Annotated in this window: 13 protein-coding genes; 9 read left to right on the top strand and 4 right to left on the bottom strand. The window is 64.9% G+C overall.

Annotation, left to right across the window (positions count from 1 at the left end):
• The first annotated feature begins 191 nt into the window (after nucleotides 1-191).
• Nucleotides 192-1868: a methyl-accepting chemotaxis protein gene (locus tag RAD10_RS02865; protein WP_461616248.1), complete on the top strand. Its 1677-nt coding sequence runs from the start codon at nucleotides 192-194 to the stop codon at nucleotides 1866-1868.
• A 118-nt stretch (nucleotides 1869-1986) separates the two neighbouring features.
• Here RAD10_RS02865 and mutS read toward each other — a convergent pair whose 3' ends face one another.
• Nucleotides 1987-4725 (bottom strand): DNA mismatch repair protein MutS, encoded by a 2739-nt coding sequence (gene mutS / locus RAD10_RS02860; protein WP_461616247.1) that lies wholly within the window; start codon nucleotides 4723-4725, stop codon nucleotides 1987-1989.
• A 216-nt stretch (nucleotides 4726-4941) separates the two neighbouring features.
• Between mutS and pcaF the strand changes: the two genes are divergently transcribed.
• The 6 genes from pcaF to RAD10_RS02830 all read left to right on the top strand — a co-directional run bounded on the left by pcaF (nucleotide 4942) and on the right by RAD10_RS02830 (nucleotide 11611).
• Nucleotides 4942-6150, top strand: coding sequence for a 3-oxoadipyl-CoA thiolase (gene pcaF / locus RAD10_RS02855; RefSeq protein ID WP_247434963.1), 1209 nt, complete (start codon nucleotides 4942-4944; stop codon nucleotides 6148-6150).
• Between the two features lie 119 nt (nucleotides 6151-6269).
• Nucleotides 6270-7163, top strand: a complete 894-nt coding sequence (locus RAD10_RS02850) for a dioxygenase family protein (protein ID WP_461616246.1) — start codon at nucleotides 6270-6272, stop codon at nucleotides 7161-7163.
• A gap of 94 nt (nucleotides 7164-7257) precedes the next feature.
• Nucleotides 7258-7959, top strand: a complete 702-nt coding sequence (pcaH, locus tag RAD10_RS02845) for a protocatechuate 3,4-dioxygenase subunit beta (protein ID WP_461616245.1) — start codon at nucleotides 7258-7260, stop codon at nucleotides 7957-7959.
• Nucleotides 7960-8562: a protocatechuate 3,4-dioxygenase subunit alpha gene (gene pcaG / locus RAD10_RS02840; protein ID WP_461616244.1), complete on the top strand. Its 603-nt coding sequence runs from the start codon at nucleotides 7960-7962 to the stop codon at nucleotides 8560-8562. It begins immediately after the preceding gene.
• A gap of 217 nt (nucleotides 8563-8779) precedes the next feature.
• Nucleotides 8780-10468: a methyl-accepting chemotaxis protein gene (locus tag RAD10_RS02835; protein ID WP_461616243.1), complete on the top strand. Its 1689-nt coding sequence runs from the start codon at nucleotides 8780-8782 to the stop codon at nucleotides 10466-10468.
• Between the two features lie 48 nt (nucleotides 10469-10516).
• Nucleotides 10517-11611: a phosphotransferase gene (locus tag RAD10_RS02830; protein WP_461616242.1), complete on the top strand. Its 1095-nt coding sequence runs from the start codon at nucleotides 10517-10519 to the stop codon at nucleotides 11609-11611.
• Nucleotides 11612-11693: 82 nt separating this feature from the next.
• Here the strand turns inward: RAD10_RS02830 and RAD10_RS02825 are convergent, their stop codons facing one another.
• The 3 genes from RAD10_RS02825 to RAD10_RS02815 are packed head-to-tail and all read right to left on the bottom strand — an operon-like array spanning nucleotide 11694 to nucleotide 14906.
• The gene (locus tag RAD10_RS02825; protein WP_461616241.1) at nucleotides 11694-13250 is read right to left on the bottom strand and encodes an MDR family MFS transporter; all 1557 of its coding nucleotides are present in this window, start codon (nucleotides 13248-13250) and stop codon (nucleotides 11694-11696) included.
• A gap of 17 nt (nucleotides 13251-13267) precedes the next feature.
• The gene (locus RAD10_RS02820; RefSeq protein WP_461616240.1) at nucleotides 13268-14431 is read right to left on the bottom strand and encodes an HlyD family secretion protein; all 1164 of its coding nucleotides are present in this window, start codon (nucleotides 14429-14431) and stop codon (nucleotides 13268-13270) included.
• Nucleotides 14424-14906, bottom strand: a complete 483-nt coding sequence (locus RAD10_RS02815) for a MarR family winged helix-turn-helix transcriptional regulator (RefSeq protein WP_026201730.1) — start codon at nucleotides 14904-14906, stop codon at nucleotides 14424-14426. Before RAD10_RS02815 ends, RAD10_RS02820 begins: the two co-directional genes overlap by 8 nt.
• Nucleotides 14907-15062: 156 nt before the next feature.
• On the opposite strand from RAD10_RS02815, the gene RAD10_RS02810 reads away from it, so the two are divergent.
• Both RAD10_RS02810 and RAD10_RS02805 read left to right on the top strand, forming a co-directional pair.
• Nucleotides 15063-15557 (top strand): Fur family transcriptional regulator, encoded by a 495-nt coding sequence (locus tag RAD10_RS02810; RefSeq protein WP_018316739.1) that lies wholly within the window; start codon nucleotides 15063-15065, stop codon nucleotides 15555-15557.
• Between the two features lie 35 nt (nucleotides 15558-15592).
• Complete coding sequence (locus RAD10_RS02805) at nucleotides 15593-16546, top strand: DMT family transporter (RefSeq protein ID WP_091964480.1); 954 nt, start codon at nucleotides 15593-15595, stop codon at nucleotides 16544-16546.
• The last annotated feature ends 4 nt before the right edge of the window (nucleotides 16547-16550 follow it).

The raw sequence follows: 16550 nt of genomic DNA, 5'->3' as shown, positions 1-16550 counted from the left end.
AGAACTTTGTTCGAGCTTTTCCCGTACGAGTAATTTCGCGTACCCGCGTCCGCCGTCGTCGGCGTGAACTCGTCCGAGCTGCATCCGAGTGCAGGGACTCGCGGGAATTGTCGATTTGAATACGGCTGTGTTGCCGCAGCGGTCACTTCCCCTACGGGCTGTCCACGTTATTTCGAGATGGAGATTGTTTGATGTTCGGTCGCAAGTCCCAAAGCGATGCACAAGGGCGGCTCGACGCCATAGGCCGTTCGCAGGCTATGATCGAATTCAATCTCGATGGCTCGATCATCACGGCCAACCAGAATTTTCTCGACGCCCTCGGCTATCGGCTTGACGAGATTCAGGGCAAGCATCACTCCATGTTCGTGCCGGCCGACCAGCGCGATACCGCCGAGTACAAGGCGTTCTGGGCTGCATTGAACCGTGGCGAGTATCAGGCGCGCGAGTTCAAGCGGATCGCGAAGGGTGGCCGCGAGGTCTGGATCGAAGCATCCTACAATCCGGTGCTCGACGGCAACGGCAAGACGGTGATGGTCGCCAAGATCGCGACCGACATCACGGCGAAGAAGATCCGGAGCATGACGGATGCGTCGAAGATCGCCGCGATCAGCCGTGCCCAGGCCGTCATCGAATTCAAACTCGACGGCACCATCGTCACCGCCAACGAGAATTTCTGCAAGACGCTCGGCTATTCGCTGGCCGAGATCGAGGGCAAGCATCACAGCCTGTTCATGCCGCAGGCCGACCGCGACGGCGCGGCCTATCGCGAGTTCTGGGCTGCGCTCAACCGCGGTGAATACCAGGCCGGCGAGTTCAAGCGCATCGGCAAGGGCGGCCGCGAAGTGTGGATCCTCGCCTCCTACAACCCGCTGCTCGACGAGAACGGCAAACCTTACGGCGTCGTCAAGTTCGCAACCGACGTCACCGCGGAGAAGCTGAAGAACGCCGATCTCGCCGGTCAGATATCGGCGATCGACAAGGCCCAGGCCGTGATCGAATTCAACATGGACGGCACGATCATCGCCGCCAACGCCAACTTCCTCGGCGCGCTCGGCTACTCGATGGCCGAGATCAAGGGCAAGCACCACAGCATGTTCGTCGAGCCCGCGGAGCGCGACGGCGCGGCTTATCGCGAGTTCTGGGCCGCGCTCAACCGCGGTCAGTACCAGGCAGCCGAATACAAGCGCATCGGCAAGGGCGGCAAGGAGGTCTACATCCAGGCCTCCTACAACCCGATCCTCGATCTCAACGGCAAGCCGTTCAAGGTCGTGAAATATGCCACCGACACCACGCGGCAGGTGCTGGTCCGCATGGGCAACGAGCGCGTGCGCGGCATGATGGAATCGGTCGCCGCCGGTTCGGAGGAGCTGAACGCTTCGGTGCGGGAGATCTCCGAGGCGATGACCAAGTCCCGCGAGACCGCGATGAGCGCGGTGGAGCAGGTCGCCTCAGCCGACGCTCAGGCTCAGCGCCTCACCGAAGCGGCGCAGTCGATGAGCGGCATCGTCGAGATGATCAACAGCATCACCGGCCAGATCAACCTCCTGGCGCTGAACGCCACGATCGAATCCGCCCGCGCCGGCGAAGCCGGCCGCGGCTTTGCGGTGGTCGCCTCCGAAGTGAAGAGCCTCGCCAATCAGGCCAAGCAGGCCACCGACAAGATCGGCCAGGAGATCGGCAGCCTCAACGGCATCTCCGGCGACGTCGTCAGCGCGCTCGGCTCGATCAAGCAGGCGATCAACAATGTCAGCGAATACGTGACATCGACCGCCGCTGCCGTCGAGGAGCAGAGCACGGTGACGAACGAGATGTCGACCAGCATGCAGCGCGCGGCCGCGGAAGCGGCAGCGATCGCGGCAAGGGCGTAGCGCTCAGGAATCGTAGGGTGGGCAAAGGCGCGCACTTCGCGCGCCGTGCCCACCATCTCTCCCCGATCTCGTCCATGACATGGTGGGCACGCTTCGCTTTGCCCACCCTACGGCACTATCATTGCTTCGGCAGCTTGGCCTTCAACGCATACAACGCATCCAGCGCCTCGCGTGGCGACATCTCGTCGGGGTGCAGCGCCTTCACGGCTTCCATCAATAGGTCCGCCTCGCTCGGCGGCGCGGCTTCGGCCGCCGCGCGTGAGGGCACCGCGAACAGAGGCAGATCGTCCACCAGCGCCCGCGCGGTCTGGCCGCGGTCCTGCGCCTCCAGCTTGGAGAGCACCGACTTCGCGCGCGTGATCACGGCCGGCGGCAGGCCGGCGAGCTTGGCGACCTGGATGCCGTAGGAACGATCGGCCGAGCCCGGCAGCACCTCGTGCAGGAACACGACGTTGCCCTGCCACTCCTTCACCCGCACCGTGGCGTTGAACATCCGCGGCAGCTTCGCCGAGAGCGCGGTCAGCTCGTGATAATGCGTGGCGAATAGCGTGCGGCAGCGATTGCTTTCGTGCAGATGCTCGATCGCGGCCCAGGCGATCGAGAGACCGTCGAAGGTCGCGGTGCCGCGGCCGATCTCGTCGAGGATCACGAGCGAGCGCTCGCCGGCCTGGTTCAGGATCGCAGCCGTCTCGACCATTTCGACCATGAAGGTGGAGCGACCGCGGGCGAGATCGTCGGCGGCGCCGACGCGCGAGAACAGGCGGTCGATGATGCCGATCCGAGCGCGCGTGGCCGGCACGAAGCTGCCGATCTGGGCAAGAAGGGCAATCAGCGCATTCTGACGCAGAAAGGTCGATTTACCGGCCATGTTGGGACCGGTGAGCAGCCAGAGCTGGCCGGACTTTTGCGCCGGGCTTGGTGAGAGGTCGCAGGCATTGGCGATGAACGGCTCGCCATTGCGCTTCAGGGCCTGCTCCACCACGGGATGGCGGCCGGCCTCGATTGCGAAGCCGAGGGAATCGTCCACGTCCGGTCGCACATAATTGTCGTCGACCGCGAGTTTTGCCAGCGAGGTCGCGACGTCGAGCAAGGCGAAGGCGTGGGCGGCGGCGCGCAGATCGTCGCTGATGGCCATGGCCTTGGCTGACAGCCGCTCGAAAATCTCGAGCTCGAGCCCGAGGGCGCGGTCGCCGGCATTGGCGATCTTGGCTTCGATCTCGCCGAGTTCCGAGGTGGTGAAGCGCACTTGGCCCGCCAGTGTCTGGCGGTGGATGAAGGTGGCGTTCAGTGGCGCCGACATCAGCTTGTCGCCGTTCTGCGCGGTGACCTCGACGAAATAGCCGAGCACGTTGTTGTGCCGGATCTTCAGGCCTTTCACGGACGTCGTGTCGGCGTAGCGCGCCTGCATCGAGGCGACGACGAGACGCGAGGCATCGCGCAGGTTTCGGGCTTCGTCGAGCGCGGGCTCATAGCCCTGTCGAACGAAGCCGCCATCGCGCTTGATCAGCGGCAGCTGCTCGTCGAGCGCGCTGGCGAATTCCGCCGCGAGCTCCCGTGAGGGCCTCTGCAGCGCCGCCATCACCACCGCGATCTCCTGCGGCGGCTGATCGAGCTCGGAAAGCCGCGCCAGGACCTGGTCGGCGGCGATGACGCCGTCGCGCAGACCTGCGAGGTCGCGCGGGCCGCCGCGGCCGACCGAGAGACGCGCCAGCGCGCGCGACATGTCGGGCGCGCCGCGCAATATGCTGCGGATGTCTTCGCGCGCGGCGGAATCGGCGACGAAGGTGCTCACCGCATCGAGCCGGCGCGCGATGGCCGGCGCATCCGTCAGCGGCGCGGCCAGGCGTTGGGCAAGCAGGCGCGAGCCTGCCGAGGTCACCGTGCAGTCGATCGCATCGAGCAGCGAGCCGCGGCGTTCGCCTGCGAGCGTCCGGGTCAGCTCGAGATTGGCGCGTGTCGCCGGATCGATCGCCATGGTCGCGCCGGAAGCTTCGCGCGCGGGCGGCGACAGTGGCGGATGCTTGCCGACCTGGGTGCGGTCGACATAGGTGACGGCTGCCGCTGCGGCGGTGGCCTCCAGCCGCGTCAGCTGCGTCAGCCCGTCCATGGTCGCGACGGCAAAGTAGTCGCAGAGGCGCTTCTCGGCGGTGGCGCCATCGAAGACGTCGCGGGTCAGCGGGGTCACGGCCGGCAGCTCGCGCAAGGTCTGTCCGAGCTCGCTGTCGTTGTAGAGCGCGTCGGTGACGATGGCTTCGTTCGGGTTGATGCGCGCCAGCGTTGCGGCGAGCTCGCCGCCCGAACATTCCATCACGGTGAATTCGGCGGTCGAGATGTCGATCCAGGCGAGGCCGAAGCGGTCGCCGCCGGCAGACGAACGCGCCCGCGCGATCGCGAGCAGATAATTGTTGGCGCGCGCATCGAGCAGCGTGTCCTCGGTCAGCGTGCCCGGCGTCACAAGCCGCACCACGCCGCGGCGGACCACGCTCTTGTTGCCGCGCGCCTTGGCTGCAGCGGGATCCTCGGTCTGCTCGCAGACCGCGACCCGATGCCCAGCCGAGATCAGGCGGTGCAGATAGTCTTCGGAGCGCTCGACCGGCACGCCGCACATCGGGATGTCGGCGCCTTGATGCTTGCCGCGCTTGGTCAAGACGATGCCGAGCGTCCTGGAGGCGATCTCGGCGTCCTCGAAGAACAGCTCGTAGAAATCGCCCATCCGGTAGAACAGCAGCAGGCCCTGATGCGCCGCCTTGATCTCCAGGTACTGTTCCATCATCGGCGTGACGCGCGCGATGGCTTCCGCTGGCGAGGCGGGCGCTTCGTCGGGAGGCGGTACGGGTATCGGCTGTTGCATGGTCATGGGCGGCGCAACCTACAAAATTTCGCCTCCTGCTCCTATCGCTTTGGCCGGGAAGGGGAGGTTTTCCACGTTGTCCGCATTGCGGCATGCGTGGCCGGCGTGCGGACCCCTCGGAACACGCGTGTATCGGTCGATTGACCTGTTGCGGGCGCCCTCCTAAAACTCCGCCGTCATTGAAGAATTCTGGCCGAACCGCGGCATTCAGGGAGAACAACGATGCGTGACGTCTTTATCTGCGATGCCGTGCGGACCCCGATCGGCCGCTTCGGCGGCTCGCTCGCCAAGGTGCGTGCCGACGATCTTGCCGCAGCCCCGATCAAGGCACTGATGGCCAAGCACCCCAACCTCGACTGGGCGCAGGTGGACGAAGTCTTCTTCGGCTGTGCCAACCAGGCCGGCGAGGACAACCGCAACGTCGCCCGCATGGCGCTCCTGCTCGCAGGTCTGCCGGACTCGGTTCCCGGCCAGACGCTCAACCGGCTCTGCGCCTCCGGCCTGGATGCGGTCGGTGCGGCCGGCCGCGCCATCCGCTCCGGCGAGATCGAGCTCGCCATTGCCGGCGGCGTCGAATCCATGACGCGTGCGCCGTTCGTGATGGGCAAGGCGCAGGAAGCCTTCTCGCGTTCGGCCGAAATCTTCGACACCACGATCGGCTGGCGCTTCATCAATCCGCTGCTGAAGGCGCAGTATGGCGTCGACGCCATGCCGGAGACCGGTGAGAACGTTGCCGAGGAATTCCAGGTCTCGCGCGCCGACCAGGACGCTTTCGCCATCCGCTCGCAGCAGCGCGCGGGTGCGGCGATCGCGGCCGGCTATTTTGCGGAAGAAATCATCCCGATCACCATTCCCGGCGGCAAGGCGGGTCCGATCACTGTCGACAAGGACGAGCATCCGCGACCCGAAACCACGCTCGAAGGTTTGGCAAAACTGAAGCCGATCGTGCGCAATCCCGGCACGGTGACCGCCGGCAACGCCTCCGGCGTCAATGACGGCGCCGCCGCGATGATCCTGGCTTCGGAAGCTGCGGTGAAGAAGCATGGCCTGACGCCGCGCGCGCGCATCCTCGGCCTTGCCTCGGCCGGCGTGCCGCCGCGCATCATGGGCATCGGTCCCGTGCCCGCGACCCGCAAGCTGATGGAGCGGCTCGGCAAGAAGATCAGCGATTTCGACCTGATCGAGCTCAACGAGGCCTTTGCCTCGCAAGGCATCGCCTGCATGCGCCAGCTCGGCGTCGCCGACGATGCGGATTTCGTCAATCCGCATGGCGGCGCCATCGCGCTCGGCCATCCCCTCGGCATGAGCGGCGCGCGCCTCGCGCTCACCGCCGTCCACGGCATGGAGAAGCGCGGCGGCAAGCTCGCGCTCGCCACCATGTGCGTCGGCGTCGGCCAGGGCGTCGCGGTCGCGATCGAGAAGCTGAACTGACGGTCCACGCAGTGGACCGTCATCCCGGAGCCGCTCGCTAGAGCGGAATCCGGGATCTCGAGGTTCCGGGTTCAGCCCTGTCGGGCTGCCCCGGAATGACGGGCGATCGGGAGGCGGGCATGATCATCGAGCGCGAGCAGGACGTCACGGCCGCGGCACTGGCGGTGATGGAGCGGACTTCCGATCCGCGCATGCGCCAGATCATGATCTCCCTGGTCAAGCATTTGCACGGCTTCGTGCGCGACGTCCGCCTGACCGAGAAGGAATTCCGGGACGCCACGGCGATCGTGGCCGAACTCGGCAAGCTGACCACCGACACGCACAACGAAGTGGTGCTGATGGCGGGCTCGCTCGGCGTCTCGCCGCTGGTGTGCCTGCTCAACAACGGCGATCAGGGCAATACCGAAACCGATCAGTCGCTGCTCGGGCCGTTCTGGCGGTTGAACTCGCCGCGGGTCGAGAATGGCGGATCGATCGTCCGCTCCGAGACCCCGGGCGCGCCGCTGTTCGTGAACGGCCGCGTCGTGGACAAGGAGGGTCGTCCGGTCGTCGGCGCCGAGGTCGATGTCTGGCACGCCTCTCCGGTCGGCCTCTACGAGAACCAGGATCCTGACCAGGCCGACATGAACCTGCGCGGCAAGTTCACGACCGACCAGGATGGGCGCTTCTCCTTCCGTTCGGTGATGATGGTCGGCTATCCCATTCCGACGGGCGGCGTGGTCGGGCGCCTGCTGGAGGCGCAGAGCCGCCATCCCTATCGCCCCGCGCATCTGCATGCCCTGATCCTCAAGCCGGGCTTCAAGGTCCTGATCTCGCAGGTCTACGATCCCAACGATCCCCATATCGACAGCGACGTGCAGTTCGGCGTGACGCAGGCGCTGATCGGCAAGTTCCTGCGCCATGACGCGCCACATCCGACCGAACGCGAGGTTGCGACGCCCTGGTATTCGCTCGACCATGTCTACCGGCTCGAAGTCGGGGAAGCCCTACTGCCACGTCCGCCGATCAAATAGGGCTCAAACCCGCTTCCCCCAATTAGTTATATCCTATAATGATTGGCGGAAGCGTTGTCCGGCCGGACCACAATGGCCGGGGAGGAGTTCGCCAATGACATTCATCTATCCCGTCGATAGCAACAAGGCGCATCCGCTGCCGCTGTCGCCCGAGTACAAGAGCTCGATCAAGCGCGCGCCCAACAAGCCGTTGATCCCGATGCGCCATACGTTGTCGGAGCTGACAGGTCCGGTCTACGGCCACGAGACCGTGCGCGAGGGCGACAACGACCTCACCACCCAGCACAAGGGCGAGCCGATCGGCGAGCGCATCATCGTGCACGGCCATGTGCGCGACGAGGACGGCCGCGGCGTGCCGAATTCATTGGTCGAGATCTGGCAGGCCAATGCCTGCGGTCGCTATGTCCATGTCCGCGACCAGCATCCGGCGCCGCTCGATCCGAACTTCACCGGTGCCGGCCGTACCGTGAGCGATGCCGCCGGCTACTATCGTTTCGTCACCGTCAAGCCGGGTGCCTATCCCTGGGGCAATCACCACAATGCGTGGCGTCCCGCGCATATCCATCTGTCGGTGTTCGGCCATTCCTTCGTCACGCGCCTCGTGACGCAGATGTATTTTCCGAACGATCCGCTGTTCCCGTTCGATCCGATCTTCAACTCGGTGCCGGACGAGAAGGCGCGGGCGCGGATGGTCTCCTCGTTCGATCTCGAGAACACCCAGCCCGAATGGGCGCTGTGCTACCGCTTTGACATCGTGCTGCGCGGCAAGAACGCCACCCCCATGGAGAATCACTAAGTGCAGGATTCTGTGACGCCCGACGGTATCACCCCATCGCAGACCGTCGGTCCGTTCTTCAAATACGGCCTGACGCCGAACGGCGAATACGCCTGGAACGACGCGTTCACCAACTCGACGCTCACGCCCGACGTCACCGGCGAGCGCATTCGCATCGAGGGACGTGTGTTCGACGGTGACGGCGTTGCCGTGCCGGATTGCATGCTGGAGATCTGGCAGGCGGACGCGCAGGGCCGCTTTGCCGACCCGCAGGACAAGCGTGCGTTGCCGAATGCGAGCTTCCGCGGCTTTGCCCGTTGCGGCACCGACAAGGACGGCAATTACGCGTTCGAGACCATCAAGCCGGGCACGGTGCCGGATCCCGATGGCAAGCCGCAGGCGCCGCACATCCTCCTTGCGGTGTTCGGCCGCGGCATGCTGCGGCATCTCTACACCCGGATCTATTTCAGCGACGAGGCCGGCAACGCCGCCGATCCCGTGCTGGCGCTGGTGCCCACCGAGCGCCGTGCCACGCTGACTGCGGTGCGCGAAGCCGGCAAGCCGGCCTACCGGCTCGACCTGCGGCTCCAGGGTGACAACGAGACCGTGTTCTTCGACGTGTGAGGCAATGCGTGCCGGGAGGCTTGGTCGCCGGCACGCATGTCTCATCTGGCGCATCGCACGTGTGCGTCAGCCTCGCTGACTCAAATACCGATGGCTTGACGTCAAATTCCCGTAGTTAGACGGGGTTCGCGCGATACAATTTCGGCGCGAAGCAATTCCGTATTTACCGTATTCGTCTAGGGTGGCTGCAGTTTTGACACCGCCCTGGATTGTTTTCATGAAATTTCGCCTGTCGTTGTCATCTGCGATCATTGCGTTCGGCATCGTTCTCGCCATCGGTTTTGCCGCCGTGGTTTCGACCAGCCTCTACGCCTTGAAAGAGCTCAAGGTCGGCGGTCCGCTCTACTCCGACATCAAGCTCGGCAACGACCTCATCGCGGACATTCTGCCGCCGCCGGAATATGTCATCGAGGCCTATCTCGAGGCGACCCTGGCCATGCGCGAGCCGGACCAGCTGGCGGCCCACGGCGAACGTCTGGTCCAGCTCCGCAAGGATTACGACGAGCGCAAGGCCTTCTGGGTCACCTCCAGCCTCTCGACCGACCTGAAAACGGCGCTGGTGTCCAAGTCCGACGCCGAGGTGCAGAAGTTCTGGAAGGCGTCCGACCAGCTCCTGCCGGCCCTCAAGGCCAAGGACGCCGCTGCGTCCGAGCGCATCTATGCGCAGGTGAAGGACGCCTACACCGCGCATCGCGCCGTGATCGACAGCATCGTCGAGAACGCCAACAAGCAGAATGCCGCCATGGAAAAGCTGGCCGCGGACCGCGACAGCTCGATGCTTTATATCCTCCTCGGCGTCTCCACCGCTGTCCTGGCTTTCGTTGCTGCGGGCCTGCTCGGCGTCGCCCTCGGCGTGGTGCGGCCGATCGTGCGCATGACGGGCACGATGCAAAAGCTTGCGACCGGCGATCTCGCCGCCGACATTCCTTTCGCTGACCGTAAGGACGAGGTCGGCTCGATGGCGGGGGCGCTTGTGGTGTTCAAGCAGGCGGCGATCGAGAATTCCCGCCTGCGCGAGGAGCAGTTGCGGCAGGAGCAGGCGGCGGCGCTCGCCAAGCGCTCCGCCCTGCACCAGATGGCCGAGACCGTCGAGCGCGAGACCGGCCGATCGGTCGACACCGCCGGCGCAGCGACGCAAGGCGTCGAGCGGGCGGCGTCCAGCCTGTCGGAGATCGCGAGGTCGCTCTCCGCACAGTCGCAGGCGGTCGCGGCGGCCTCCACCCAGGCCCTGGGCAGTTCGCAGACCGTCTCGGCCGCGGCCGAAGAACTGAGTGCCTCGATCCGCGAGATCGCAAGTCAGGTCGTGCGGACCAGCACCGTCACAAAATCGGCTGTCGCCGGCCGCGAGCAGGCGCGTTCGACCATCCAGGCACTGGCCGGATCGGTGAAGAAGATCGCCGAGGTCTCCGACCTCATCGGCGGCATCGCCGGCCAGACCAACCTTCTGGCGCTCAACGCCACGATCGAGGCCGCCCGTGCCGGCGAGGCCGGCCGCGGCTTCGCCGTGGTCGCCGCCGAAGTAAAGTCCCTGTCCGACCAGACCGCCAAATCCACCGAGGAGATCACGCGGCTGATCACCGAGATTCAGGCCTCGACGCAGGCCGCGGTCGATGCCGTCGAGACGATGGGAGGGCACATCGTCGAGATCGACGGCGTGGCGACCTCGGTTGCCGCCGCCATGGAGGAGCAGGACGCCGCGACGCGGGAGATCACGCGGTCGATTTCCGAATCGGCTTCAGCGGCGAAGGAGGTCTCGGCCAAGATCGGCAATGTCAGCCGCGACGCCGCTTCCGTGAACGAGCGCGCCGCCGAGGTCAGGCAGGCGATCGCCGGCATGGCGGCCAATCTCGAACAGCTTCGGTCGGTCGTGGTGCGGACCGTGCGCGACTCGACCGAGGCGGCTTGAGCGCGGCGTCGGTTCGGCCGCTGGTGCGCGGGGCTATGATCGTGCAGTATGGCGCGGGACAGGGGCATCGTGAATTTCATGACACCTCCACAACTGCCTGATGTCGTTGAGCCCGCCCGACTGACGGCGGCACTGCGCAGAGGCGGCGTGCTGGACGCCGGCGCGGTCCGCGAGGTGAAGGTGCTGCATCAGCGCGACACCGTCGTGTCACACATCGTCCGTCTCGGTCTGCGCTATGTGGGTGAATCCGGCGGCGCGCCGCAGACACTGATCCTGAAGACCGCGAATTCCGACTTCGCCGAGAAGCTTGCCAATGGCGGCCGGCACGAGGTCGAATACTACACGCGACTGACGCCAAGCATGCCGCAGGGCCTGGTGCCCCGCTGCTTCGACGGACATTTCGACGAGGGCAACCTCACCTGGCATCTCCTGCTCGAGGACCTCACAGACAGCCACGACATCGCGGCGGCCTGGCCGCTGCCGCCGTCGCGTGAGCAGACGATCGCTATCGTCACCACGCTCGCACACTGGCATGCGGCCTGGTGGGACCATCCGGGCCTCGGCGACACCGTCGGCACCTGGGCGAGCCCTGAGGACAGTGCGGAGCGCATGGAGACCTTCGCGGGCCATTACGATCGCTTTGCCGATTCTCTCGGTGACCGCCTCAGCGAGGAGCGGCGCACCCTCTATCGCCGCCTCATCGATCAGTCGGACCGGCTCTCTCAGCGTTACCATTCCCGCCGTCATCTCAGCATCACCCATGGCGATGCTCATGTCTGGAATTTTCTGCTGCCGCGCGCAGGCGTTGCCGATACCGTGCGCATCTTCGATTTCGACCTGTGGAGCATCAACGTTCCAACCCACGACCTCGCCTACATGATGGCAATGCATTGGTATCCGGAACGCCGGCAGGCGCTCGAGCGCTCGCTGCTCAATTTCTACCATGACACGTTGATCGAAAGCGGCATCACCGGCTACACGCGCGGTGCGCTCGATCGCGACTACCGCTGGGCGGTGCTCTGGCAGGTCACGAGGCCGGTCTGGCAGTGGAGCATCAACATCCCGCCGGTGATCTGGTGGAATAATCTGGAGCGGATATTTGCGGCCGTGGATGATCTGGGCTGCGAGGAGTTGTTGGGGTAGTTAGCCGCATATTCAGTGTCGTCCCTGCGTTCGCAGCGACGACAGTGGAGATTGCGGCTGGACGAATCCTTACGCCACACCGTTACTCCATTACCGCATGCTCCGGTCCCGCCGCCTGCTTGCGCAGCGTGGCCTTGGTCGAGCCGATCAGCAGGGCGAGCGGGATGGTGCAGAGGATGAAGAACATCACCAGCTGATAGTCGTAGGCGAAGGCGATGATCTGCGCCTGCACGCTGACCATCCTGTCGGCCATGGCGCGGCCGGCGTCGGAAGACAGGTTGATCAGGCCCCTGACGTCGGGCATCTGCAGTGCATGGTTGAACGGGTTGATGTGCTCGGACAGGATCGCATAGGTCCGCCGCGTCCCCTGCGTCAATTGGGCGATGACGACGGAAATGCCGACCGAGCTCGCGACGTTGCGCATCAGGGTCAGCATCGCGGTGCCGTCAGTGCGCAGATCGTTCGACAGCGTCAGGAACGCCACGGTCGACAGCGGCACGAAGACCAGGCCGAAGCCGAAGCCCTGGATGATGCTGACCGTGACGATCTCCGGCACCTGGGTCAAATCGGTCCAGCCGGTCATCTGGAACAGCGAGCCCGCGGTCAGCGTCAGGCCGGCGATGATCAGCGTGCGCGCCTCGAAATAGCGCATCATGCGGCCGACCAGCATCATCGCGAAGAAGGTGCCGAAGCCGCGGCTCGCCAGCAAGAGGCCGGCGGTGATGATGGGATAGCCGATCACGTTCTGCATATAGGGTGAGGCCAGCGCCATGGTCGAGAACAGCACGAGCCCCATCACGATCATGAACACGCAGCCGGTGACGAAGTTGCGATCCCGAAACAGCGCGAAGCGGATGAACGGGGTCGAGGTCGTGAAGGAGTGCGCGAGGAAGAAGTAGAAGGCGACGGCCGAGACGATGAACTCCGCGAGGATCTCATTGGATTCCAGCCAGCCCAGCTGCTCGCCGCGGTCGAGGGCGAGCTGAAGCGAGCCGATCGCAACCGCCAGCGCGGCGAAGCCGAACCAGTCGAATTTGAGGCTGAGATTCTTGTCCGTCTCGTCCATGAAGACGATCAGCCCGAGCACGGTGATGAAGCCGAACGGCAGGTTGACGAAGAACACCCAGTGCCAGGAATAGGTCTCGGTCAGCCACGCGCCCAGCGAGGGCCCCATGATCGGGCCCATCATCACGCCCATGCCCCAGATCGACATCGCCTTGGCGCGTTCCTGGAGCGTGTAATAGTCGAGCATCACCGATTGCGACAACGGCACCAGGGCGGCGCCGAACACGCCTTGCAGCAGGCGGAACAGCACCATCTGGTTGATGTCCTGGGCGAGGCCGCACAGCACCGAGGCCATGGTGAAGCCGGCCGAGCAGATGATGAAGATGCGTTTGCGGCCGAAGCGGTTGGCGATCCAGCCCACCGGCGCCGTCATGATCGCGGCGGCGACGATGTAGGAGGTCAGCACCCAGTTGATCTGGTCCTGTGAGGCCGACAGCGTGCCCTGCATGTAGGGCAGGGCAACGTTGGCGATGGTGGTGTCCAGCGCCTGCATGATGGTCGCGGTCATGGCGCAGATCGTCACCATGTTCCGGCGCAGGCCGGGGACCATCAGGCTGGCATTGGGACCGGACATCGGATCAGTCCTTGCGTTTAGTCTTTATCTTGGCTCGCTGTCGCTGACAGGCCGAGCAGGCCGGCGAGCGAGCGCTGATGACCGGTGTCGATGGTGGCGTAGACGCTCATGCCGGCCTTCAGCTTCCGCACATATTTGTCGGTCTCGTCGAAATAGATGCGGATCGGCACGCGCTGCACCACCTTGACGAAATTGCCGGTGGCATTCTGCGGCGGCAGGATCGCGAATTGCGCACCGGTGCCGGGCGAGAGCGAGCCGATCTTGCCCTTGAAGACGTGGTTCGGGAACGCGTCGACCTCGAGCGTGACGGGCTGTCCTTCGGTGACGTGCGTGAGGTCGCTCTCCTTCGGATTGGCGTCGACCCAGGGGTGGGCGACGTCGATGATGGAAAACACCGGCGTGCCGGCGGCGACATAGCGGCCGAGCTGGATCTGCTCGACCTGCGTCGCCACGCCGTCCATTGGCGCGCGCAGCACGGTGTGGTCGAGGTTGCGCTGGGCATCGTCCAGCTTGGCTTTCGCCTGTGCGTAAGGCGGGAATTGTTCCAGCGGCAATTCGGGGTCGCCGAGCAGCTGCGTCTTGGCGTTGGAGAGCTGTTGCTTGATGTATTGCGCCTGCGCGCCGGCGGTGACCAGCGCATTCGAGGCATTGTCGAGATCGAGCTGCGAGCCGTAATTGTTCTTCACCAGCGATTGCTTGCGCTCGACATCGCGCTGCTTCAAATCGATGCCTTGCTGGGCGAGGCCCAGCATGTCGCCATAGATCTTGATGTTGGCGACGAGGTTGTCGTAGGTCGTGCGGGCCTGCGCGAGCTGCGCCTTGGCTTCGTCCACCGCGTGGCGAAACGGAGCGGGGTCGATCTCGAACAGCTCGTCGCCCTGCTTGACGGACTGGCCTTCCTTCACGACGACCTTCTGGATCTTGCCGGAGATGTCGGGCGTCACCAGCACCTTCTGCGCGCCGACATAGGCGTCGTCGGTGCCGACATAGCGGCCGCCATGTAGGTAGAAAGTGATGCCGCCGATGGCGGCGATGACAGGCAGCACGACCAGGAGCAGGAAGCGGCGGTAACGCCGCAGGCCCGCAACCAGGCGGCGGCGCGGATCGGTGCCGGCCTTCTTGGTGGGCTTGCCGCTGTCGGTCTTCTGCTCGGGCTGGAACTTGAGGACTTGGTCAGCCATAGCGCTGCTCCTTACGCGCCTGTTCCGCGCCGCTGGTCTGGATCGCGGTACGCACGTTTTCCTTGATGGTTTCGAGCTGGGTCAGGAGGCGATGGGCGTCCGCCGGCGTGATGCCGTCGAGCGCGTTGGCCGTGAGCTCGGACTTCAGCCCGCTCATCCGGCCCAACAATTGCCGGCCAGCCTTCCTCAGATACAGGCGCTTGACGCGGCGGTCCGAAGCGTCGCTGCGCCGCTCGATCCAGTCGTTGTCGCAGAGCTTGTCGATCAGGCGGGTCAGCGTGATCGGCTGCATCTCGAGCAGTTCAGCGAGTTCCGACTGCTTCATGCCCTCGCTGCGCTCGACCTTGGCCAGCACCGCCCATTGCGCCCGGGTGATGCCGAACCGTGATGCCTCCTTGTCGGCATAGACGCGCAACAGGCGGTAGAGCTCACCGAGCGTGAACAGGAAGTTCTGGTCAACGGACCCGCGGGTCATAAGCTTGGTCTCCAATAAGCTTGGGATATAATAAGCAAGCTTATGATTATTCCATGGCGGATTATCAGGATGCTGTCCCGCAGCGCGAGCATGGCTGGCAGCCGGTCGCAGGGTCGTGCTTTGGGTTCCCGGGCTCAAATGCTAGAACGTGGCCGCATGACCCTCGCAAAGCCGGCATTTCCCGCGCCTGACCACGATCACGGCCGCTGCACCGCGGACGCGCTGGCGCATGCCGAGGAGGTCTGCAAGCAGCGCGCACAGAAATTCACGCCGATACGCCGTCAGGTGCTGGGCGCCCTGCTCTCCAGCCATCGCCCGCTTGGCGCCTATGAGGTGATCGACGAGCTTGCCAAATCGATGTCGCGGCCGGCCCCGATCACGGTCTACCGCGCTCTCGATTTCCTGATGGCCAACGGCCTCGTGCACCGCATCGAAAGCCGCAATGCCTACCTTGCCTGTGCCGCCCACGACCACGACGCGACCTCGGCGGTGGCGTTCCTGATCTGCGAGCGCTGCGGCCTGGTCGGAGAGATCCCGTCGGCGTCCTTCGCCGGGGACCTCAATGCCGCGGCGCGCAGCTCGGGCTTTGCGCCTAAATTGTCCGTGGTGGAGATCACGGGCGTCTGCACCCATTGTCAGAAAGCTGCATAGAGCAACAACGGCGCAAAGCCGGTAATCGGGAAGAGATGTCCTCGCCACAAGCCAACTATTCCGCCGCACGTCCCCTCAGTGCCGGCGCCATCGCTCTGATGCTCATGCTGTGCCTGACCTGGGGGTTCAACCAGATTGCGGTGAAGCTCGTGCTGCCGGACATCCCGCCGATGCTCCAGGCCACGATCCGGTCGGCGGGTGCGCTGCCGGTGCTGTTCCTCATCGGCACGTTTCGCGGGGTCAAATTCTTCGAGAATGACGGCACGTGGAAGCCGGGCCTGATCGCCGGGCTGATGTTCGGCATCGAATTCGTGCTGATCTTCCAGGGGCTGCGCCTCACCTCGGCCTCGCGCGCGGTGGTGTTCCTCTACACCGCGCCGTTCTTCGTTGCGCTCGGCTCCTACCAGGTGCTCGGCGAACGGCTTGGCGCCTCGCAATGGCTGGGTCTTGCCATCAGCTTTGCCGGCGTCGCGCTCGCCATCGGTGTGCCGCAGCCCAATGTCGATTCGCATGTTCTGCTCGGCGACCTCATGATCGTCGGCGGCGCCGCGCTTTGGGCGGCGACCACGCTGGTTGCCAAGGGCACGCGGCTGCGGTTTGCCGCGCCGGAGAAGGCGCTGGGCTATCAGGTCGCGATCTCGATCCCGATCCTGGGACTGGCGGCCTGGCTGTTCGGCGAGACCATCACGCATACCCCGGCGCCGCTATCGCTCGGCCTGATGGCCTTTCAGGCGATCTGGGTGGTTGGAACCACGTTCACGCTTTGGTTCGCGCTGGTGAAGGCCTATTCGGCCAGCAAATTGTCGGCTTTTACCTTCATCACCCCTTTGTTTGGCGTCGTCGGTAGCTATTTCATCATGCACGACACCCTAAGCTTGGCGTTCGGGGCGGCAGCCGTCCTTGTAATTGCTGGGCTTTTTCTCGTTAACCGTCCCAGCCAAGTCGCTGCGGCGCCGCGCGATGCATTGCTGAACGTCACCAAAACCTGATATT

Source organism: Bradyrhizobium sp. 23AC, from assembly GCF_054863025.1.
This window is presented reverse-complemented; position numbering and strand designations above follow the sequence as displayed.